Origin of the sequence: Aminobacter sp. BE322 (assembly GCF_050433525.1) — a bacterium.
GTDB lineage: Bacteria > Pseudomonadota > Alphaproteobacteria > Rhizobiales > Rhizobiaceae > Aminobacter.
In genome coordinates, this window is record NZ_JBNPXB010000011.1 from 31,603 (window position 1) to 50,743 (window position 19,141).

At 65.9% G+C, this 19,141-nt stretch carries 19 protein-coding genes; 10 read left to right on the forward strand and 9 right to left on the reverse strand.

Annotated features, from left to right (window positions below):
• Positions 1-165 precede the first annotated feature (165 nt).
• The 5 genes from J2X50_RS16095 to J2X50_RS16115 all read left to right on the forward strand — a co-directional run bounded on the left by J2X50_RS16095 (position 166) and on the right by J2X50_RS16115 (position 3,261).
• The gene (locus J2X50_RS16095; protein WP_429096503.1) at positions 166-711 is read left to right on the forward strand and encodes an urease accessory protein UreE; all 546 of its coding nucleotides are present in this window, start codon (positions 166-168) and stop codon (positions 709-711) included.
• The gene (locus tag J2X50_RS16100) at positions 653-1,372 is read left to right on the forward strand and encodes an urease accessory protein UreF (protein ID WP_429096505.1); all 720 of its coding nucleotides are present in this window, start codon (positions 653-655) and stop codon (positions 1,370-1,372) included. The genes J2X50_RS16095 and J2X50_RS16100 overlap by 59 nt, the downstream gene beginning before the upstream one ends.
• Positions 1,369-1,809: a DUF3995 domain-containing protein gene (locus J2X50_RS16105; RefSeq protein WP_429096506.1), complete on the forward strand. Its 441-nt coding sequence runs from the start codon at positions 1,369-1,371 to the stop codon at positions 1,807-1,809. Before J2X50_RS16100 ends, J2X50_RS16105 begins: the two co-directional genes overlap by 4 nt.
• Positions 1,806-2,441 carry an urease accessory protein UreG gene (gene ureG / locus J2X50_RS16110; protein ID WP_429096508.1) on the forward strand — a complete coding sequence of 212 codons (636 nt, stop codon included), beginning with the start codon at positions 1,806-1,808 and terminating at the stop codon, positions 2,439-2,441. Before J2X50_RS16105 ends, ureG begins: the two co-directional genes overlap by 4 nt.
• A 61-nt stretch (positions 2,442-2,502) precedes the next feature.
• Positions 2,503-3,261 (forward strand): class II aldolase and adducin N-terminal domain-containing protein, encoded by a 759-nt coding sequence (locus J2X50_RS16115; protein ID WP_429096509.1) that lies wholly within the window; start codon positions 2,503-2,505, stop codon positions 3,259-3,261.
• Positions 3,262-3,315: 54 nt separating this feature from the next.
• Here the strand turns inward: J2X50_RS16115 and J2X50_RS16120 are convergent, their stop codons facing one another.
• Entirely contained in the window at positions 3,316-3,897 is a 582-nt protein-coding gene (locus J2X50_RS16120; protein WP_429096510.1) for a helix-turn-helix domain-containing protein, read from the reverse strand.
• Between the two features lie 147 nt (positions 3,898-4,044).
• Here J2X50_RS16120 and J2X50_RS16125 point away from each other — a divergent pair, with 147 nt between their 5' ends.
• Both J2X50_RS16125 and tdh read left to right on the forward strand, forming a co-directional pair.
• The gene (locus tag J2X50_RS16125; protein WP_429096511.1) at positions 4,045-5,247 is read left to right on the forward strand and encodes a glycine C-acetyltransferase; all 1,203 of its coding nucleotides are present in this window, start codon (positions 4,045-4,047) and stop codon (positions 5,245-5,247) included.
• Positions 5,248-5,264: 17 nt separating this feature from the next.
• On the forward strand, positions 5,265-6,287 hold the full coding sequence (gene tdh / locus J2X50_RS16130) for an L-threonine 3-dehydrogenase (RefSeq protein ID WP_429096513.1): 1,023 nt from the start codon (positions 5,265-5,267) through the stop codon (positions 6,285-6,287).
• Positions 6,288-6,392: 105 nt separating this feature from the next.
• Here tdh and J2X50_RS16135 read toward each other — a convergent pair whose 3' ends face one another.
• From J2X50_RS16135 to J2X50_RS16160, 6 genes are read right to left on the reverse strand one after another with little or no spacing between them, the layout of a single operon-like run.
• Positions 6,393-7,481 carry a sugar phosphate isomerase/epimerase family protein gene (locus J2X50_RS16135; RefSeq protein WP_429096515.1) on the reverse strand — a complete coding sequence of 363 codons (1,089 nt, stop codon included), beginning with the start codon at positions 7,479-7,481 and terminating at the stop codon, positions 6,393-6,395.
• A 23-nt stretch (positions 7,482-7,504) separates the two neighbouring features.
• On the reverse strand, positions 7,505-8,323 hold the full coding sequence (locus tag J2X50_RS16140) for an ATP-binding cassette domain-containing protein (protein ID WP_429096517.1): 819 nt from the start codon (positions 8,321-8,323) through the stop codon (positions 7,505-7,507).
• Positions 8,324-8,325: 2 nt separating this feature from the next.
• Positions 8,326-9,324 carry an ABC transporter ATP-binding protein gene (locus J2X50_RS16145; RefSeq protein ID WP_429096519.1) on the reverse strand — a complete coding sequence of 333 codons (999 nt, stop codon included), beginning with the start codon at positions 9,322-9,324 and terminating at the stop codon, positions 8,326-8,328.
• Between the two features lie 19 nt (positions 9,325-9,343).
• Positions 9,344-10,201, reverse strand: coding sequence for an ABC transporter permease (locus J2X50_RS16150; protein WP_429096521.1), 858 nt, complete (start codon positions 10,199-10,201; stop codon positions 9,344-9,346).
• Entirely contained in the window at positions 10,198-11,241 is a 1,044-nt protein-coding gene (locus tag J2X50_RS16155) for an ABC transporter permease (RefSeq protein WP_429096522.1), read from the reverse strand. The genes J2X50_RS16150 and J2X50_RS16155 overlap by 4 nt, the downstream gene beginning before the upstream one ends.
• Positions 11,242-11,253: 12 nt before the next feature.
• Positions 11,254-12,831: an ABC transporter substrate-binding protein gene (locus J2X50_RS16160; RefSeq protein ID WP_429096524.1), complete on the reverse strand. Its 1,578-nt coding sequence runs from the start codon at positions 12,829-12,831 to the stop codon at positions 11,254-11,256.
• A gap of 446 nt (positions 12,832-13,277) precedes the next feature.
• Here J2X50_RS16160 and J2X50_RS16165 point away from each other — a divergent pair, with 446 nt between their 5' ends.
• On the forward strand, positions 13,278-14,030 hold the full coding sequence (locus tag J2X50_RS16165) for an aspartate/glutamate racemase family protein (RefSeq protein ID WP_429096526.1): 753 nt from the start codon (positions 13,278-13,280) through the stop codon (positions 14,028-14,030).
• Between the two features lie 351 nt (positions 14,031-14,381).
• Positions 14,382-15,092, forward strand: a complete 711-nt coding sequence (locus J2X50_RS16170; RefSeq protein ID WP_429096528.1) for a GntR family transcriptional regulator — start codon at positions 14,382-14,384, stop codon at positions 15,090-15,092.
• On the opposite strand, the gene J2X50_RS16175 is transcribed toward J2X50_RS16170, so the two are convergent.
• Positions 15,083-15,598, reverse strand: coding sequence for a 2-oxo-4-hydroxy-4-carboxy-5-ureidoimidazoline decarboxylase (locus J2X50_RS16175; protein WP_429096530.1), 516 nt, complete (start codon positions 15,596-15,598; stop codon positions 15,083-15,085). The two genes, J2X50_RS16170 and J2X50_RS16175, sit on opposite strands and share 10 nt — an antisense overlap.
• Before the next feature lie 174 nt (positions 15,599-15,772).
• Complete coding sequence (locus tag J2X50_RS16180) at positions 15,773-16,705, reverse strand: sugar phosphate isomerase/epimerase family protein (RefSeq protein WP_429096532.1); 933 nt, start codon at positions 16,703-16,705, stop codon at positions 15,773-15,775.
• Between the two features lie 170 nt (positions 16,706-16,875).
• On the opposite strand from J2X50_RS16180, the gene J2X50_RS16185 reads away from it, so the two are divergent.
• On the forward strand, positions 16,876-19,053 hold the full coding sequence (locus J2X50_RS16185) for a malate synthase G (RefSeq protein WP_429096534.1): 2,178 nt from the start codon (positions 16,876-16,878) through the stop codon (positions 19,051-19,053).
• Positions 19,054-19,141 lie beyond the last annotated feature (88 nt).

A 19,141-nucleotide genomic window follows, 5' to 3' on the forward strand; every position in this document is an offset into this window, starting at 1 on the left:
GGTGGCACTTTGCCTCATCGTTACAGTGACCAGCGAAAGGCGATATTCTCTGGCTTTCGTAGTGGCGACTCTGATCTACCAGATATCGTGGACCCGAACGCCGTTCGGCGCCATCGTCTGAGCCACCACGTCCACGACACTACGCCGAGAAGAACGAGGATACCGATGCTGCGCGCTGTCCAGATCATCCGTGCCGACGCCGCTAGTGGCCAGGCGGCCGCCTTCGACGTCGCCGTGCTCGCCCATGACGAGCGCTATATCCGCCGCCGCGCCATCGAGCTGTCGAGAGGTGAACGCGTGCTCGTCGACCTGCCCGAGCCGGTGGTGCTCGAAACCGGCGACCTGCTCGTGCTCGAGGATGGCCGCACAGCCGGCATCGTCGCCGCCGAGGAAGAACTCTACGACATCCGCGCCCGCGACGCCGTGCACCTGACGCAGCTCGCCTGGCACATCGGCAACCGCCACCTCGCGGCCGCCATCGCGGCCGACAGGATCCTGATCCTGCGCGACCATGTCATCAAGGCGATGCTGGAAGGGCTGGGTGCCACCGTCACGGACATCGTCGCGCCGTTCGATCCGGTGCGCGGCGCCTATTCCGGCCACAGCCATTCGCATGGCCACCACGATCACGGCCATTCCCACGATCATTCGCATGATCACGACGATCACCATCACCACCATGGTGGCGACCACCATCACCACCATGACTGAGCGCGGCAACACCGCGCTGCTGCGCCTGATGGCCTGGCTGTCGCCCACCTTTCCGGTGGGCGGCTTCTCCTACAGCCACGGGCTCGAACGCGCCGTGCATGACGACCTCATCGCCAACCGCGACGACCTCGCCGCATGGCTTACGGCACTGGCCGAAATCGGCTCGGGCTGGAACGATACGGTGCTGTTTGCCGAGAGCTGGCGCCGTGCCGGCACCGACGGCGACCTGCGCGAGGTTGCGGAGCTCGCCGAGGCGCTGGCCGGCTCGCGCGAACGCCACATGGAATCGATGCTGCAGGGACAGGCCTTCCTGGCCGCAGCAGCCGCCTGGCCGCATCCTGTCATCGAGGGGTTGCCGGCGGAGTGCCCTTACTGTGTCTCCGTCGGGGCGGTTGCCGGCGCGCATGGCATCGTACTCGAAGACGCGCTGGCGGCGTGGCTGCAGGCCTTCGCCACCAATCTCGTGCAGGCGGCGATCCGGCTCGGCGTCGTCGGCCAGACCGCTGCCACCGGCATCGTCGCAGGCTTCGAGCCTGTGGCGCTTTCTGTAGCCGCGCTTGCGGCAGTTTCGACACTCGACGATCTGGGGTCCGCCGCCATAACTTCCGACATCATGGCGATGCGCCACGAGACCCAACATTCGAGACTGTTCCGCTCATGATGCCAGTCGCCTTCGCCCTCGCAGCCGTGCTTTACCTGATCGCGTCGATCCATGCCTATTGGGGCCTCGGCGGCGTCTGGCCGGGCACCGACCAGGCCTCCTGCGCGCGCACCGTCGCGGGGTTCCGTGGCGTCGAGACCATGCCCGACGCCTTCGCCAGCTTCGCCGTCACCGCCTGCCTCGTCCTGGCGGCGCTGTGGCCGCTGGCGCTTGTCGGCGTCTTCGCCACGCCTTTCCCCAAGGCGGGCCTTGCCGCCTCGGCGCTGATGATCGCACTGGTGTTCCTCGGCCGCGGCATCGCCGGCTTCACGCCGGCATGGCGCAGGCTGACGCCGGAAATGCCCTTCGCCCGGCTCGACCGGCAGTATTATTCGCCGCTTTGCCTGCTCATCGGCACGGGCTTCGTCATCCTCGCCATCAACGGATTCCAGTCATGACCTCGAAAAACGGCCCGCTTCGCATCGGCATCGGCGGTCCCGTCGGCTCGGGCAAGACGACGCTGACGGAAAAGCTGTGCAAGGCGCTGCGCGACGAATTCTCCATCGCGGTCGTCACCAACGACATCTACACCAAGGAGGATGCGCTGATCCTGGCGCGCCTCCAGGCCTTGCCCGAAGAGCGCATCATGGGAGTTGAAACCGGCGGCTGCCCGCACACCGCCATCCGCGAGGACGCATCGATCAACCTGCAGGCCATCGCCGAGATGAACAGGAAGTTCCCCGACCTCGACATCGTCTTCATCGAATCCGGCGGCGACAATCTCGCGGCGACATTCTCGCCCGACCTCGCCGACATCACGCTCTACGTCATCTCGGTCTGCCAGGGCGAGGAGATCCCGCGCAAGGGCGGCCCGGGCATCACCCGCTCCGACTTCCTGGTCATAAACAAGAGCGATCTCGCGCCCTATGTGAACGTCGATCTCGACGTCATGGAGGGCGACGCCGCCCGCCAGCGCGGCAAGCGGCCGTTCGGCTTCACCGATCTTTCGCGCGGCAAGGGGCTCGAGGCGGTGATCGACTTCATCGTCGAAACCGGCGGGCTCAGGCTGGACCAGCGGAAATCCGCCTGAACGGCGGTTGCCGCGCCGGCCCCGGCGCGGCATTCTTCCTTCCAGCCAGAGGGAGGAAGTGATGGCCGTCACGCAGCTCAAGCAGACAAACCTTCCATTCTACCAGGAGCGCGTCGACCTCGCCTGCGCCTTCCGCTGGACGGCGCGGCTCAACATGCACGAGGCGGTCGCCAACCATTTCTCCCTCGCCGTCAACGACGACGGCACGCAGTTCCTGATGAACCCCAACCAGGTGCATTTCTCGCGCATCAAGGCGAGCGATCTTCTGCTCATCGACGCCAACGACCCCGAAACGATGACTGGGCCCAACGCGCCCGACCCCACCGCCTGGGGCCTGCACGGCGCGGTACACCGCAACTGCACGCACGCGCGCTGCGTCATGCATGTGCATTCGATCCACGCCACGGTGCTCGCATCGCTCGCCGATTCCACCCTGCCGCCCATCGACCAGAACACGGCGATCTTCTTCCGCCGCCATGTCGTCGACGGCCATTATGGCGGGCTCGCCTTCGAGGAGGAGGGCGAGCGCTGCTCGCAGCTGCTTGCGGACCCCAAGGTCAAGGTGATGGTGATGGGCAACCACGGCGTGCTGGTCATCGGCGACAGCGTCGCCGACACCTTCAACCGGCTCTATTATTTCGAGCGCGCCTGCGAGACCTACATCAAGGCGCTGTGGACCGGCCGACCCTTGCGGGTGCTGTCCGACGAGATCGCCGAAAAGGCGGCGTTGGAGCAGGAAGATTACCCCGGCCAGGCCGAGCGTCATCTCGCCGAGCTCAAGGCGATCCTCGACGAGCAGGAACCGGCTTACCGGAACTGATTCTTACCCCGATTTCGGCGCGCGTCGTCGACCGCGGGAGCATAGCGGCGGCCATCAGCCGCCCTGGTCGTAGAGCACGACCATCAATGCCCGCGCGGTATGGTCGGCCCTATTGGCGATCTCGTGAGCGACGTCGGCGCGGTATCGGGCGGTTTCGCCGGTGGCGAGCGCCTGGGTGCCGTATTCGGTCTCGACGGTCAGTCCGTCGCTATGGGCGGTGAGGTGTTCGAAGGTGCCCGGCGCATGCGGGGCGCTCTGCAGCTTCGAGCCGGGCGCGATCTCCACCTCGTACCATTCGATGCGGCCGGCGAGCGCCGGCGAACTCAGGATGCGCAGGCGCCAGGCGCCGTCGGGGCTCTTGATTTCGGGCGTCAGCGCCGCCGTCACCAGCTCGATGGCATCCGCCTTCCTCTGCTGGGCGACGCCACCGGCGACGAGCTGGGAAAAGTCGATGCCGAGCGCCTGGGTCAGCGCCCAGAGCACGGCGAAGGTCGGGTTGGCCTCGCCGCGCTCGATCTGCGACAGCATTGATCGCGACACGCCCGAGATCGCCGCCAGCCGGTCGAGCGTCAGGTGGCGCTCCTTGCGTTCCTTCTGGATCACCGGGCCGATCTTCGGCGCGTCGTTCAGTTCCATCTCGATCCCCTCATGCGGGCCGACTGATAGCACTGCGGCAGGCGCGTCGCGAGCCATTTGCCGCCTCGCCTGCGCCACAGCGATTCCACTGGACTTTCCAAATCATCCAATATATCGGAATTTCCATCTTAATGGATTTTGACGCCGATGAGCCAGGATTTCCTTTCCCACATATCGAACCTTCTCCGGGGCATCGAGGCCGACGGCCTCTACAAGCGCGAGCGAGAAATCGCCGGCATGCAGGCCGGCCGCATCAAGGTGAAGGGTGCGGCGGGCGAACGCCAGATGGTCAATCTCTGTGCCAACAACTATCTCGGCCTCGCCGACAATGCCGATATCCGCAAGGCGGCGGCCGCAGCCCTCGACGAGTTCGGCTTCGGCATGGCCTCGGTGCGCTTCATCTGCGGCACCCAGACGCTCCACCGCGAGCTAGAACGCGCCATCGCCGACTATCTCGGCAAGGACGATGCGATCCTGTTCGCCGCCTGCTTCGACGCCAACGGCGCGCTGTTCGAGCCGCTGCTCGGCGCCGAGGACGCGATCATTTCCGACAGCCTCAACCACGCCTCGATCATCGACGGCGTGCGCCTCTCCAAGGCCAAACGCTTCCGCTACGCCCAGGGTGACATGAACGACCTCGAGGCCCAGCTCAAGCAGGCCGACGCCGACGGCGCCCGATTCAAAATGGTCGTCACCGACGGCGTGTTCTCGATGGACGGCCATATCGCCAAACTCAAAGAGATCTGCGATCTCGCCGAGCGTTATGGCGCGATCGTCGCCGTCGACGACTGCCATGCGACGGGACATATCGGCGAAGAGGGGCGCGGTACGCCGGTGCTGACCGGCGCCGGCAACCGCGTCGACATCGTCACCGGCACGCTGGGCAAGACGCTTGGCGGCGCCATGGGCGGCTTCATCGCCGCGTCGCAGCCGATCATCGACCTGTTGCGCCAGCGCGCCCGCCCGTACCTGTTCTCCAACTCGCTCGCTCCTGCCGTTGCCGCCGGGTCGCTCAAGGCCATCGAGATCGCCCGCGGCGCCGACGATCTGCGCGCAAAACTCGGCCGCCACACGACGCGCTTCCGCGAGGGCCTGACCCAGGCCGGCTTCACGCTTTTGCCCGGCGAGACGCCGATCATCCCGGTCATGCTGGGCGACGCGGTGCTGGCGCAGCGAATGGCCAAGGCGCTCGACGAGCGCGGCGTCTATGTCGCCGGCTTCTTCTATCCCGTCGTGCCGCAGGGCAAGGCGCGCATCCGCACCCAGATGTCGGCCGCCCTCGACGACCAGGACATCACCTTCGCCATCGACGCCTTTGCCGACGCCGGCAAGTCGCTCGGCATCATCTGACATTCAGGAGTTTCCCCATGCGCGCACTGGTCAAGGCCAAGGCTGAACCCGGCATCTGGATGGAAGATCGGCCCGTGCCGGAAGTCGGCCCCGACGACGTGCTGATCAAGGTCAACAAGACCGGCATCTGCGGCACCGACATCCACATCTACAAGTGGGACGAATGGGCGGCCAGGACCGTGCCGGTGTCGATGATCACCGGCCACGAATATGCCGGCGAGATCGTCGAGCTCGGCGCCCATGTGCGCGGCTTCAAGGTCGGCCAGCGCGTCTCGGGCGAGGGCCACGTCATCGGCATGCGCAGCCGCGCCAGCCGGGCCGGCCGCTTCCACCTCGATCCGGAAACACAGGGCATCGGCGTCAACCTGCCAGGCGCCTTTGCCGAATATGTACGCATTCCCGCCTTCAACGTGGTGCCGCTGCCCGATTCGATCGACGACGAGCTCGGCGCCATCCTCGACCCGCTCGGCAATGCCGTGCACACGGCGCTCTCCTTCGACGTCGCCGGCGAGGACGTGCTGATCACCGGTGCCGGGCCCATCGGCATCATGGGTGCGGCGGTCGCCCGCCATTGCGGCGCACGCCATGTCGTCATCACCGACGTCAACCCCAAGCGCCTCGAATTGGCCACCCAGGTGGCCGACGTGACCCCAGTCAACGTCGCCCAGGAAGAGCTGCGCGACGCGATGGCCCGCCTGCGCATGCGCGAGGGCTTCGACGTCGGTTTCGAGATGAGCGGCTCGCCCGCCGCCTTCGACCAACTGATCGAGCACACGCTGATGGGCGGCCGCATCGCGCTGCTCGGCGTGCCGGCCAAGCCCTTCCCCATCGACCTCGCCAAGATCGTGTTCAAGATGATCACGCTCAAGGGCATCTACGGCCGCGAGATGTTCGAGACCTGGCACAAGATGCTGGCGATGCTGGAAAGCGGCCTCGACATCCGCAAGGTGATCACCAGCCGCATGAAGGCCGACGACTACCAGACCGCCTTCCACAACGCCGCCAACGGCGAAGCCGGCAAGATCGTGCTGGAATGGTAGGGTTTCGCACCTGCTGAAGACGAAAAAGGCCGCGCCCAGTGCGCGGCCTTCAGACTGCTGAAGCTGCCTTCCCCGGGCTTTGGCATTCACACGCGCTGAGCCGGCTTACGCCGCGTTCTTCAGCGGCAGGCCGAGCTCCTCGCAGATGCCCCTGACGTGGGCGGCGCATTGCTTGATGTATGCGACCGTCTCATCATAGTGGTAGTTCTTCACCGCCCAGGCGGCGAAGCTCTCGCGGTCCATGACCTCGCCGCTAGCGATGCGGGCGGCATAGTCCTGCACCATCTTCATGTAGTCGGCATATTCCTCGACGCCGAGGTCGGGATGGCCTTCGAGCCATTTCGGGTCGGCGATCTCGATGATCATCTTCGGCGGGTTGCGCGGCCGGTCGGAGAAGGACTCGTAGTTCTCGATCGACAGGTTGAGGTCGGGCTTGGCCTTGGCCAGGATCGGCATGATGGCGCGGAAGTCGACGACGCCGCCGCCACAGGGGCGCATCTGGAAATCGAGCACCTCGCCGTCATAGGCGATCAGCGCGTCCTTGATGTGGGTCTGGCGGACATAGGGCGCGACGCGTTTCGCCGCCCAGACCGGATGCTCGGCGCGCTGCAGCACGTTGGCCGTATCGAAGACGATGCCGGTCGTGTCGGGCCCGACCTCCTCGACCAGCCGCACCAGCTCGAAGGAGGTGATCTCCTCGTGGGTCTCGAGGTTCATATGGATGCCGAGGTCGCGGGCGATCGGCGCGAGCTTCTTCAGGAAGCGGGCGGTGGCCTGGAGCTGTTCGGTCCAGGTCACGTCGGTGCGGAAGCGGTCATAGGCGAAGCGGCCGGTATAGGCCGGCTTGTAGTTGGCGGTCGCCACCCAGAGTTCGCGGCAGTCGATGGCGGCGCACGCCTCCATCATGCGGCGGAAGCCGAGCACGATGTCGCCGTCGCCGATCAGCCGGAGCTCGGGTCCTTCCGGCGTCGCGTAGGGATTGACCTTGCCGAGGCCGGTTTCGAGATACATGCCGAGCTCGTCGGCGCGCTGCTTGATCTCAAGGAGATAACCGGCGTCGAGCGTCGGGCTCATGTCGAGCACGGTGCGGAAGAACAGGCCCTCCATGCCCAGTTCCTTGCCATGATCGAAGCTGGCCACCGGGCCGCGCTTGGCGGCTTCGGGAATCTTGCGGCCGTCGACACCGATACGCATCGGCAGTCTCCTTGTTCTCTATGTCAGTTGGCAGGCTCGAGGTGGCGCGCCGCGCGGCGGGCACGGCCGACGACAGGGTCGGGCACGGGTACGGCGGCCAGCAGCGACTGCGTGTATTCCTGCTGCGGGTTGCCGAAGATCTCCTCGCGCGTGCCCTGCTCGACCACCTTGCCCTTGTGCAGCACGACGATCCGCTCGCAGAGGTGGCGGACGACGGCGAGGTCGTGCGCCACGAAGACGATGGCGAGGTTGAGCTTCTTCTGCATGTCCTGCAGCAGGTTGATGACCTGCGCCTGCACCGACACGTCAAGCGCCGCCACCGGCTCGTCGCAAACGAGGATGCGCGGGCGGATAACCAGCGCGCGGGCGATGGCGATGCGCTGGCGCTGGCCGCCGGAGAAGGAGCGCGTGTAACGGTCCATGTCGTTGGGGTTGAGGCCGACCATCTCCATCATCTCGGCGACACGGGCACGTCGTGCCGCCGCGGTGGCCTCGAGCTTGTGGATCAGCAGGCCCTCGCCGATCAGCTCTTCCACCGTCATGCGCGGATTGAGGCTGCCATAGGGGTCCTGGAACACCATCTGCACTTCGCGACGGAAGCGGCGCAAATCCTCGCCCTTGGCGTGGGTCACGTCGATGCCGTCATAGGTGATCGCGCCTTCTTCCGGCTTGATCAGTGCCAGCATGCATTTGGCGATGGTCGACTTGCCCGAGCCGGATTCGCCGACAAGGCCGATGGCCTCGCCGGTGTCGACGTCGATGGAGACGTCGTGCAGCACCTTGGCCGGCGGGTTGGGGAAGGCGTGGTAGGACTTGCTGATGCGGTCGATGGACATGAGCATGGTCAGGCACCCTTCCCGTCATGCAGGTGGCAGGCGACGCGCGTCCGGCCGACCGGCAGCAGCGCCGGCAGTTCCCGGTCGCAGCGGTCGAAACGCTGGTCGCAGCGCGGGTGGAACGGGCAGCCGCTCGGCCGCGCCAGCGGCGGCGGCGGCGCGCCGGGGATGGCGTAGAGCGTGGCCAGATCCTGGTCGATGCGCGGCACCGCCTTGATCAGGCCTTGCGTGTAGGGATGGCTCGGCCTGGCGAAGACGCTGCCGACCTCGCCGTCCTCGACGATGCGGCCCGAATACATGACCATGACGCGCTCGGCGAAGCCGGCGACGACGCCGAGGTCGTGGGTGATGAACAGCACCGCCAGCCCGCGGCGCGTCGAGACGTCGTCGAGCAGGTCGAGCACCTGGTCCTGGACGCGCACGTCGAGCGCGGTCGTCGGCTCGTCTGCGATCAAAAGGCGCGGCTCGCCCACCAGCGCCATGGCCAGCACGACGCGCTGGCGCATACCGCCCGAGAATTCGTGCGGATAGGAATCGAGCCGCTCGGCGGCGCGGTCGACGCCGAGCTCGTCGAGCACCGACAGCGCCCGCTTGCGTGCCTCGACCTTGCCTATGCCACGGATGCGCAGCGTCTCGGCTACCTGGTCACCGATGGTCATCAGCGGGTCGAGGAAGCTCATCGGGTCCTGAAAGACCATGGCGATGGAGCTGCCGCGAAGCTTGCCCATGTCGCGGTCGGAGAGCTTGAGCAGGTCGGTGCCGTCGAAGTCGACCCGGCCGGACAGCTTGGCCAGGCGGTCGAGCCGCATCAGGGCGCGTGCCGTCAGCGACTTGCCCGAGCCGGACTCGCCGACCAGCGCCACGCGCTCGCCGACGCCGATGGTGAAGTCGACGCCGTCGACGATGCGGACGCTGGCTCCGCTGCGGCCCAGCGGCATGTCGACGGTGAGCTTGTCGACGGTGACGAGAGGAGGACGAACGGGGGTGAGGGTGGACTGGTCGGGCATGGGGTGCACGGTCCTCATCTCAGTTGCCCCTGAGCGACGGGTCGCGGCGGACCTGGATGATGTCGCCGAGCAGGCCGAAGGCGATCGAAGTGATGGCGACGGCGGCACCGGGGGCGACGACGGTCCACCAGGCGGTCGAAACGTAACCACGGGCGGCGGCGATGGTGGCGCCCCACTCGGCGCTCGGCGGCTGGGCGCCGACGCCGATGAAGGAGAGGCTCGCAAGGACCAGGACCGTGGTGCCGATGTCGCCGGCCCATTTGACGATCAAGACGTCGAGCGAGTTGGGCAGCACGTGCTTGGTCATCAGCCGCCATTTCGACACGCCGAGCACCTGGGCGCCGGCGACGAAAGGCTGCTCCATGGTCTGGCGCATGATGCCGCGCAGCATGCGGGCGGTGATCGGCCAGCCGGTGATGGCCATCGCGATGACGGCCGAGCGCAGGCTGGCGCCCATGGCGGCGGCGAAGCCGAGGGCCACGATCATGCCGGGCAGCGCCAGGCCGATGTCGGTAAGGCGCATCAGGCCCTCGTCGAGCCAGCGCGGGCCGGCTGCGGCGACGGTGGCGATGGTGACGCCGATCAGCGAGTAGAGCGTCACCACCAGGAAGGCCGACAGCAGCGTCATCTGGGCACCGACGATGAGGCGCCAGAATACATCGCGACCCTGGTCGTCGGTGCCGAACCAGTTCTGCGCGGAGGGCGGCATCAGCGAGTTGGCGATGTCGGAGTTATAGACGCTGTCGGGCGCGAAGAACGGGCCGACGATGGCAATGGCCAGCAGCGCGACCACCAGCGCGATCACGAACGCCTCGAACGGCGTGAAGCCGTCCTTGCGGCGGGCGGTTGCAGGCGGGGCGATGGTGGGGGCGGTCATTGGCTTTGGCTCCCCAGTTGTGCGGCGCGGATGCGCGGGTCGACCAGAAGCTGGAGGATGTCGACGATCAGGTTGACGAGGCAGACGACGGTGCCGATGAACATCACGGAACCCAGCACCGCAAAGGCGTCCTTCTGGGCCACCGCATTGAACATGTAGGCGCCGATGCCCTGGCGGGCGAAGACGGTTTCGACCAGCACGGCCGAGCCAATCATGGCACCGGCCTGGGTGCCCGACAGCGTCAGCACCGGGTTCAGACTGTTGGGCAGCGCGTGGCGCACCAGCATGTGGCGGGCCGTCGCCCCCTTGGCGCGCACGGCCATGATGAAATCCGAACGCAACACGCCGAGCAGGGCCGCCCGCAGGGTGCGGAAGATCTGGGTGGCAAACAGCGCGGCCAGCACCGCCGCCGGCAGGATGATGTGGTGGAGCGCGTCGAAGAAGCCGGCGAAGTTACCGGCCATCAGCGCGTCGAGCGTCGGCGCCCCGGAAACCACGGGCGAGTTCATGCCGTAGCCCTGCTGGCCCGAGATCGGCACCACGCGCCAGACGCTGCCCAGCACATATTGCAGCACCAGCGCCAGCCAGAAGGCGGGCATGCCGCCGAGCATGACGGCCGCGATGCGGCTGGTCGAATCGAAGATGCCGCCCTGACGGTAGGCCGCCACGATGCCGGCCGGGATGGCCACCGCCAGATTGAGCAGCATGGCGATGAAGACGAGTTCCAGCGTGCTCGGCAGGACCTTTTCAAGGTCGGCCAGAACCGGCTGGAGCGTAACGATGGAGGTGCCCAGGTCGCCGCGCAGGAGGCGACCCAGGAAGCTTAGATATTGCATGACGACCGGGGCATCGAGCCCCAGCCGTTCGCGCACCGCCTCGATCTGGGCGGCGGAGGCGTCCGCGCCGGCAGCCATCTGGGCCTCGTCGCCGGGCATGAGCTTGATCATCAGGAAGACCAGCGACGCCAGTCCCCAAAGGGTCAGCAGGGTCAGGCCCAGGCGTCGACCCAGGAACCAGGAGTAGGCGCGGAACGCGAGCATTGTCGGCCTCGCTTACGGCTTGGCGAGACGGAAATCCGCCGGCTCCGCGGGCGTGGCGAGCATGCTGGCCTTGAGGTCGGCGAGCGTGCCGACACGATAGGCCGCCGGCTTGTAGACACCATACATGTCGACCATGACGGAGTCATTGTCGAGAATGGTCTGGACCTGCCTGTAGAGGTCGCAGCGCTTGGCGTCGTCGGCGGTGGCGAGGGCCTCGTCCAGCAGCTTGTCGACTTCCGGATTGGCATAGCCGGTGCGGTTGGTGCCGATGGCGTCCGACTTGTAGCCCTTGACCAGCATGATGCCGGCATCCGGAAACTGGGCGAAGTCCTCGAGCAGCATCATCTGCGGGATCGAGTTCGGGTCCTTGAGGCTGGCGAGGTAGTTCGGGAAGGCGATGGGCTCGAGTTCGAGCTCGACGCCGATCTCGCGCAGGTTCGACTGGAACAGCGTCGCTTCCTGCTTCTGCAGTTCGAACACCGGCTGGAAGTTCATCTTGAGCTTCAGGTTGGCAGCGCCCGCCTCGGCCAGCAGCGCCTTGGCGGCGTCGAGGTCGCGCTTGACCTCGGGCAGTTCCGGACGGCAGTCGAGGCGTGCCGGCAGCGGGCCGTTGGCGATCTTGCCATTGCCGCCGCGGATGCCACGCAGGCCGCCGGCATAGTCGTAGACCATGCGCAGCGCCTTGCGCACCTTGGGATCGGCGGTCGGGCCGACCTTGGTGTTGAACAGCACCTCGGTCTGGTAGCTGGTGTTGATCGGCACGACCTTCAGTGCCGGATCGGTGGCCATGGCGGCGGCGTCGCGGTCGGCGAAGCCGAAGGCGACGTCGATGCTGCCGGCACGCAGTTCGTCGCGGCGCGTCGCGCTTTCGTCGATGCGGCGGAATACGATGGATTCGGGACGGCCGGCCTCGGCGGCCCAATAGCCCGGGAACAGGTCGATCACCACGGCCTGCGACTGGTCGCCCAGCACATAGGGACCCGAGCCCGCGTCATGCGCCTGCAGCCAGCCCTGGCCGTCGTCGCCCCCCTTGTTGGCTTCGACCATCGCGGAGTTGACGATGTACACTTTGCTCAGCGACGGCAGGAACAGCGTGTTGGGCTTGGAGAGATTGATGGTCAGGTGCCTGTCGTCGGTCACCGCGGTCGATTCGTAGCCGCCGATCAGCGAGGCGACGCCGGTACCGAGGCGCTTCAGGCGATCGAGCGTGTAGGCGACGTCCTTGGCGGTCAGCGCCGAGCCGTCATGGAACTTCACGTCGGGGCGCAGGGTGAAAGTGATCGACTTGGCATCGGCGCCATAGGCGTATTCGGTGGCCAGGGATCCGACGAGCTTGGTCTCGTCATACGTCACCAGCGTATCGTAGACGGCGCTGATGATGGTGTTGGTCTGGTTGTAGTCGGCGCGCAGCGGGTCGAGCGTGTTGATCTGGCCGCCGAGGCCCACGATGATCGTGTGCTCGCGATCGGCCGCCATTGCGGCCGATCCGCCGAAACCGATCGCCACGGCGATCGCCGCGCCTCCAACGGTCGCGAGGAATTGCCGCCGCCCATGCGACAGCGTGGAAAAGGCGGACAGGAACGAATGCATGTTTGTCTCTCCCGTTGGCTGAACTGACACTGCCTTTTGGCAAAGGCTCTCCCTAGAGCTTTTGTATCCGATTTCCACATCAGTGGATACACAAATATTATCCTGCGGATGCAAAATGATTCCGACAGCGGGCACGTAGAAAATTTCCGTTCAGACTCAATGCCTTAATATGACTATACTTATTTCGGACATGGCGATCCGCAAGCTTGGACACGGATTCTGACCATGTCAGGCGCTCAATTCATGCGCTTCCGGATGTCCAAATCCGGAAATCATACATCTGCCTACCGTCGCATACATGAAGCGGGCGACAGGCAAATTTGGATACAAACTTTACATACTATATGATACAATGATAAAAGCGGTGCAACACTGAGGGTCAGCCCAGATCGCCGGCCGCGCGCCGCACTGGTGCGGCCACCGTCCGCTGCTTTCCGAGGGAATCGATGCGTCGCCTACTCGTCATCAATCCGAACACGTCGACCGGCGTCAGCAACACGATCGACACGCTCGTGCGCGCCGAGACGGCAGGCTTGGCCGACATCCGGACCGTGACGGCCGATTTCGGCTTCAGCTACATCTCCACGCGCGCGGCGGTGTCGATTGCCGCGCATGCTGTTCTGGACGCAGCAGCTAGGGCGATCGCCGAAGGCGCTGCGCCCGACGCGATCCTGCTCGCCTGCTTCGGCGATCCTGGCCGGGAGGCACTGGTGGAGATGACGGGGCTTCCGGTCGTCGGGTTCGCCGAAGCGGGGCTGCTGGCGGCAGTCGATCTGCCGGGAACATCTCTCGTCGCCACCAACGGCACCGTCTGGTGCGAGATGCTCTCCGAACTGGTGCTGAAGCTCGGCATCGGCGACCGAATAGCCGGTATCCGTTCAATCGAGGATGTCGCCGACGACCTAACGGCCGTTGCCGCGTTTTTGGCGAACGAGGCCGAGGCTCTGGGTGCCGAACGCATCGTGCTGGGCGGCGCAGGCCTGATTCCGTCGCTGCCGGAGGTGGCCGAGCTGTCGCCGATGCCGGTTCTCGACCCACATCGCGTCGCCATCGGCAAGGCGCTTAGATTGGCGGCCCTGCCGCGACCAGTCACGAGCGCGACGCCGGCCGCAAGCGAGACCTCGGGTCTGTCGCCGCACCTCGCGAAGCTTCTCGGCAAATCGCCCGCCCCGGTTCGACGCATGGCCGGCGGCCGCTGACCTACGGAAAAGGGAACGCATTGGCGCCGAAATGCGTCATTATAAAATCGTATTCAAAACACCTATATATTGAGCGCGATAGTTTTCTCTATTGTATCCGTCAACTTGTGCTAAAGTGCCGCTGCGCAGCTTGGTAGCCGCACGCCGCAAACCGTCCTGGCGACTGCAGGTTCTGACGGCCAGCGAAGCGGGCTGCTGCAAGGGAGAGCAGCAGGCGGCGTTTTCAGTCCGGCTAGAGCATTACCGGGATCATGGCAAGAGCCAGCATTCTTCTTGTCTTCAGCCCCCAGCCGATGCATCTGAGACGTGGCATTCTTGCGTGCTGCCCGTGTAACATTGTCTGGTGTTGGAATGGCAAAAGCTGCGAATACTGATTTCGACGACAAAGCCGGCTCTAAGATCGACTCGATCTACCAGGCGCTGTTCAGGGCAATCTTGGCGCGCGAGCTGATGCCGGGGACGAAGCTCAGCGAAGAATCGATCGGGTCGCTGTTTTCGGTGAGCCGCACCATCGTGCGCGCCGCGCTCAACCGGCTGCACTCCGAATCGCTCGTCGAGTTCCGGCAGAACCGCGGCGCGTTCGTCGCCAGCACGACGCCCGACGAGGCGCGGCAGGTGTTCGAGGCGCGCAACGCCATCGAACGCGAGATCTTTTCCAAGCTCGCCGCCATCATCACCGACAAGCAGATCGCCATGCTGGAAGAGCACCTCGAAAGGGAGCACAGCATAAGCCATTCCGGCGACCACACCGCAGCCATCGTGGCGTCCGGCGAGTTCCACCTGCTTGCCGCGCACATGGCCGGCAACGAAGTGCTCGCCGGCTTCCTCAAGTCGCTGATCTCGCGCACCTCGCTCATCCTCGCGCAGCACAGCACGCACCAGGAGACCGACTGCAGCGTCGACGAGCATGTCGCGATCCTGCAGGCATTGCGGGCCCGCGACCCGCAGGCGAGTGCCGCGGCGATCGTCGATCACCTGCAGCAGGTGTTCGAACAGGCCAATATCGGCCAGACCAAGCGCACCAAGCGCAATCTCAGCGAGATCCTGGCCCGCTACGCCTGAGCCGTCTTCAGTGCGTCCTTCGAGGCTTGGCCCGCGAAGCGCGCCGAGACCTGTATCTCGGCCAGCCGCTCGACCTCGCCATAGGTGACGGCGAGTTCGGTCTGGCGATCGGTCTGCATGCGCGCCTCCAGCGCGGCCAGGAGCTGCGCAGTCGTGTAGTTGCGCACCACGAAGATGGCGTCGAAGCCGAATTTCTCGACATAGGCGCCGAGCAGTTCCAGCAGGCGGCCCTTCTGATCGGCGGTCATGGCGTCGAGGCTCGCCGACTGGCTTTCGTCGGCGACGATCTTCGCCGCCTCGATCCGCGGGTCGAGCGGCGTGTAGCCCTTGAGCACATCGAATTTCTCGGCGTCGCTTGCGGCGCGAAATTCCGCGCGCAGGATTTCGAACAGACCGTGAGACGTGTCGGCGGCAGCATCGGTCCCCTTGTCGAAGGCGCGCCCGGCCAGCGTCGTTCCATTGCGGAAGCAATTGCCGAACGTCTCGAGGAATGCCTGTCTTTGCATCCGCGACGGCAGCGGCTGGGTTGAGCTGTTGCTAGAGGGACTGACGGACACTCGGCTCTCCTTCGGTGACGGCGCGGTCGCCTACCGCGCAAAATTGGTGCTTGTAAGGTGTGGGCGCCCAGTAGCGGGCTGAAATCGTTGCCTGAGATCGTCGACGAACATTCGGCGGAAAGCCTATCGGGGCCAGTTGGTGATAGCCTGCGGCAACCGCGCGACAGGCATGGCCTGGTCCCACGGAACGTCGCGCGTCCCGAATTTTGCGGCCATTGCCAAGACCGCTGCAAACTCCTCGAGAGCGACGGGCGGCTGCCGCTTCAGCCAAGCCCGATCGAAGACCGGCATGGCGAACTGGCCGGCATGCATCTCGAACCAGACCCTGCTGCCCGGAAGGACGGATCGGATCGCGTCCCAATCGACGAAGCCGTCGCCCAGCAGTACGAGGAAGCGCCGGATCCCGTCCTCCTGGAACCGCAGGACCGCGTCGTCGACATAGATCTGGCCGGCATAGGGCGCGACGCGCCGTGCGGCGGCGACCGGATCCTCGAGGCGGCAAAGCACGTTGACCGGATCGAAGGCTATGCCGATCACGTCGGGGCCGACCCGCTCGACAAGGGATACGATCTCGGCCGTCGCGATCTCCTCATGGGTCTTGAGCAATAGCTTCGAGCCAAACCGGCGCAGGACGGGCGCACATCGCAAAAGCAACTCGGCAACGCCGTCGAGCTGTGCCTGCCAACTCACATCGGCCTCGAAGCGGTCCTCGATCATGCCGATGATGAAGAACATGTCGCGGATGCCGATGCCGGCCGCCAGTTCCACCAAGCGCTCGATACCGGCCTGCATGTCGCCTTGGCCCGCCTCGACGATCGGCTTGCTTCGAGCCGGCAGCGCCGGATTGACGATGCCGAGCATGGACGAGATTTCGAGCCCCAGCCTGTCGGCCTCGGCACGGACGATCGCCAACTCGGCCGCGTCGAGCGTCGCACTGACGTCGAAGAGCGAATTGAACAGGAGCCCTTCCAGGCCAAGTTCCGCCACCTGGCGGAGCGCCTCGGTCGCCTTGAGTGTGCGGCCGTTCGGCAGGGAACTCTTGATGATGCCGATCATGCTGCGACCTCGTCGGACAAACTCTGGATGTGCCACGCCCTGTTCGCGAGCCACAGTCACGCGGCTGGCATTTGCAGCGTATGTGCACTATCTTGTATCATAAAATCCTTGTCAATGGATACAATCTTTGCCATCAGCATCGACAGAACCGAGTTTGGAAGGAGCCCCAGATGACCAGGAATTATGAAAGCGTCGCCGGCCTGTCGGTCGACCCGGGCCTGCGCGCCTTCGTGGACGATGAAGTCCTGCCGAGCGCTCGCGTCGATCCGGCGGCCTTCTGGTTGGGCTTGGCAGAGATCGTTCGCGACCTGGCGCCGCGCCATCGCGAGTTGCTTGCCATTCGCGACAACCTGCAGGCGCAGATCGACGCATGGCACCGCGAGCGGAAGGGCAAGCCACACGACGCGAGCGCCTACGAGCAGTTCCTGCGCGACATCGGCTATCTGGTGCCCGCGCCGGCGGCGGACGCCTACCGGGTCGCCACCAAGAACGTCGACGCCGAGATCGGCACCGTTGCCGGCCCGCAGCTGGTGGTGCCGCTGTCGAATGCGCGTTATGCGCTGAACGCGGCCAACGCACGCTGGGGCTCGCTCTACGACGCGCTCTACGGCACCGACGCCATTGCCGAGACCGACGGCGCCGAGAAGGGCGCGGCCTTCAACCCGGCCCGCGCCAGAAACGTCATCGCCCGTGCCCGCGCCTTCCTCGACCAGGCGGTACCTCTGGCTTCGGGCAGCCATGCCGATGCCACCAGCTACATCGTCGAGCGCGGCAGGCTGCAGGTGACGCTGGCCGACGGCACGAAGACCGGGCTACAGTCGGCGGCGCAGTTCGCCGGCTTCACCGGCCCGCGCCACGAGCCGAAGAGCGTGCTGCTGGTCAACAACGGGCTGCATGTCGAACTGGTGGTCGACCGCGAGCATCAGGTGGGCCAGCTCGATGCCGCCGGCATCGCCGACATCGTCATCGAGGCGGCGATCTCGATCATCATGGACCTCGAGGACGCGGTGGCCGCCGTCGACGCCGAGGACAAGGTCATCGTCTACCGCAACTGGCAGCGCCTGATGGACGGCAGCCTGAGCTCGGAGTTCACCAAGGGCGGCAAGACCGTCAGCCGCAGGCTGGTTGGCGACCGCGTCTTCACCGCCCCCGGCGGCGGCACGCTCACGCTGCATGGCCGCTCGACCATGCTGGTGCGCAATGTTGGCCACCACATGTTCACCGACGCCGTGCTCGACGCGGCCGGCAACCCGGTGCCCGAGGCGATCCTCGACGCGGCCGTCACCGTTGCCAGCGCCGCGCAGGACATCCGCGGCGAGAACGCCATGCGCAACAGCCGCACCGGCTCGGTCTATCTGGTGAAGCCCAAGATGCACGGCCCCGACGAGGTCGGCCTCTCCGACCTCCTGTTCAAGCGCATCGAGGAACTGCTCGGCCTGCCCAAATACACCATGAAGATCGGCGTCATGGACGAGGAGCGCCGCACTTCGGCCAACCTCGCCGCCTGCCTGTCGAAGGTGCGCGACCGCACCGTCTTCATCAACACCGGCTTCCTCGACCGCACCGGCGACGAGATCCACACCTCGATGGAAGCGGGCCCGATGCTGCGCAAGGGCGAGATGGCGGACACCGTCTGGCTCGCGGCCTATGAGGCCAACAATGTCGACGTCGGCATCGCCCGCGACCTTCCCGGCCGCGCCCAGATCGGCAAGGGCATGTGGGCGGCACCCGACCAGATGGCGGAACTGGTCGAGCAGAAGATCGCCCACCCCCGCGCCGGCGCCAGCACCGCCTGGGTGCCGACGCCGACGGCCGCCGTGCTGCATGCCATGCACTACCATCTGGTCGACGTGTCGGCGGTCCAGGACGAGCTGCGCGGCAGGGAGCAGGCGTCGCTCGCAGACCTTTTGACCATCCCGCTGGCGACCCGCAGCTACACGACCGACGAGATCGAGGCCGAGCTCGAAAACAACCTGCAGGGCCTGCTCGGCTATGTCGTGCACTGGGTCGGCCAGGGTGTCGGCGTGTCGACCGTGCCCGACCTCGGCGACGTCCGGCTGATGGAAGACCGTGCCACGTTGCGCATCTCCTCCCAGCATGTCGCCAACTGGCTGCACCACGGCATCGTCGGCGAGGCCGAGGTGCGCCAGACGATGCGGCGCATGGCGGCCGTGGTCGACCGGCAGAACGCCGCGACCGAAGGCTACTGGCCGCTGACCCCAGGCTTCGACAGCCCGGCCTTCAAGGCGGCCGAGGACCTGGTGTTCATGGGCCGCACCCAGCCCAACGGCTACACCGAGCACGTGCTGCACGCCCGCCGCCGCGAGGCCAAGGCGATGTCAGCCTGAGGCAGAGGCGCAAGATCGAAAGGCCCCTCGTCGGGGCCTTTCTCTTTGGCTCCATGGCTCGCCGGGTTGCGCGGTTGGTCCCGCTGAT

What these genes read in the sequence shown, in the direction of transcription:
- J2X50_RS16095 (WP_429096503.1), top strand. Translation starts at nt 166, where the DNA reads ATGCTGCGCGCTGTCCAGATCATCCGTGCCGACGCCGCTAGTGGCCAG.
- J2X50_RS16100 (WP_429096505.1), top strand. Translation starts at nt 653, where the DNA reads ATGATCACGACGATCACCATCACCACCATGGTGGCGACCACCATCACC.
- J2X50_RS16105 (WP_429096506.1), top strand. Translation starts at nt 1,369, where the DNA reads ATGATGCCAGTCGCCTTCGCCCTCGCAGCCGTGCTTTACCTGATCGCG.
- ureG (WP_429096508.1), top strand. Translation starts at nt 1,806, where the DNA reads ATGACCTCGAAAAACGGCCCGCTTCGCATCGGCATCGGCGGTCCCGTC.
- J2X50_RS16115 (WP_429096509.1), top strand. Translation starts at nt 2,503, where the DNA reads ATGGCCGTCACGCAGCTCAAGCAGACAAACCTTCCATTCTACCAGGAG.
- J2X50_RS16120 (WP_429096510.1), bottom strand. Translation starts at nt 3,897, where the DNA reads ATGGAACTGAACGACGCGCCGAAGATCGGCCCGGTGATCCAGAAGGAA.
- J2X50_RS16125 (WP_429096511.1), top strand. Translation starts at nt 4,045, where the DNA reads ATGAGCCAGGATTTCCTTTCCCACATATCGAACCTTCTCCGGGGCATC.
- tdh (WP_429096513.1), top strand. Translation starts at nt 5,265, where the DNA reads ATGCGCGCACTGGTCAAGGCCAAGGCTGAACCCGGCATCTGGATGGAA.
- J2X50_RS16135 (WP_429096515.1), bottom strand. Translation starts at nt 7,481, where the DNA reads ATGCGTATCGGTGTCGACGGCCGCAAGATTCCCGAAGCCGCCAAGCGC.
- J2X50_RS16140 (WP_429096517.1), bottom strand. Translation starts at nt 8,323, where the DNA reads ATGCTCATGTCCATCGACCGCATCAGCAAGTCCTACCACGCCTTCCCC.
- J2X50_RS16145 (WP_429096519.1), bottom strand. Translation starts at nt 9,324, where the DNA reads ATGCCCGACCAGTCCACCCTCACCCCCGTTCGTCCTCCTCTCGTCACC.
- J2X50_RS16150 (WP_429096521.1), bottom strand. Translation starts at nt 10,201, where the DNA reads ATGACCGCCCCCACCATCGCCCCGCCTGCAACCGCCCGCCGCAAGGAC.
- J2X50_RS16155 (WP_429096522.1), bottom strand. Translation starts at nt 11,241, where the DNA reads ATGCTCGCGTTCCGCGCCTACTCCTGGTTCCTGGGTCGACGCCTGGGC.
- J2X50_RS16160 (WP_429096524.1), bottom strand. Translation starts at nt 12,831, where the DNA reads ATGCATTCGTTCCTGTCCGCCTTTTCCACGCTGTCGCATGGGCGGCGG.
- J2X50_RS16165 (WP_429096526.1), top strand. Translation starts at nt 13,278, where the DNA reads ATGCGTCGCCTACTCGTCATCAATCCGAACACGTCGACCGGCGTCAGC.
- J2X50_RS16170 (WP_429096528.1), top strand. Translation starts at nt 14,382, where the DNA reads ATGGCAAAAGCTGCGAATACTGATTTCGACGACAAAGCCGGCTCTAAG.
- J2X50_RS16175 (WP_429096530.1), bottom strand. Translation starts at nt 15,598, where the DNA reads ATGCAAAGACAGGCATTCCTCGAGACGTTCGGCAATTGCTTCCGCAAT.
- J2X50_RS16180 (WP_429096532.1), bottom strand. Translation starts at nt 16,705, where the DNA reads ATGATCGGCATCATCAAGAGTTCCCTGCCGAACGGCCGCACACTCAAG.
- J2X50_RS16185 (WP_429096534.1), top strand. Translation starts at nt 16,876, where the DNA reads ATGACCAGGAATTATGAAAGCGTCGCCGGCCTGTCGGTCGACCCGGGC.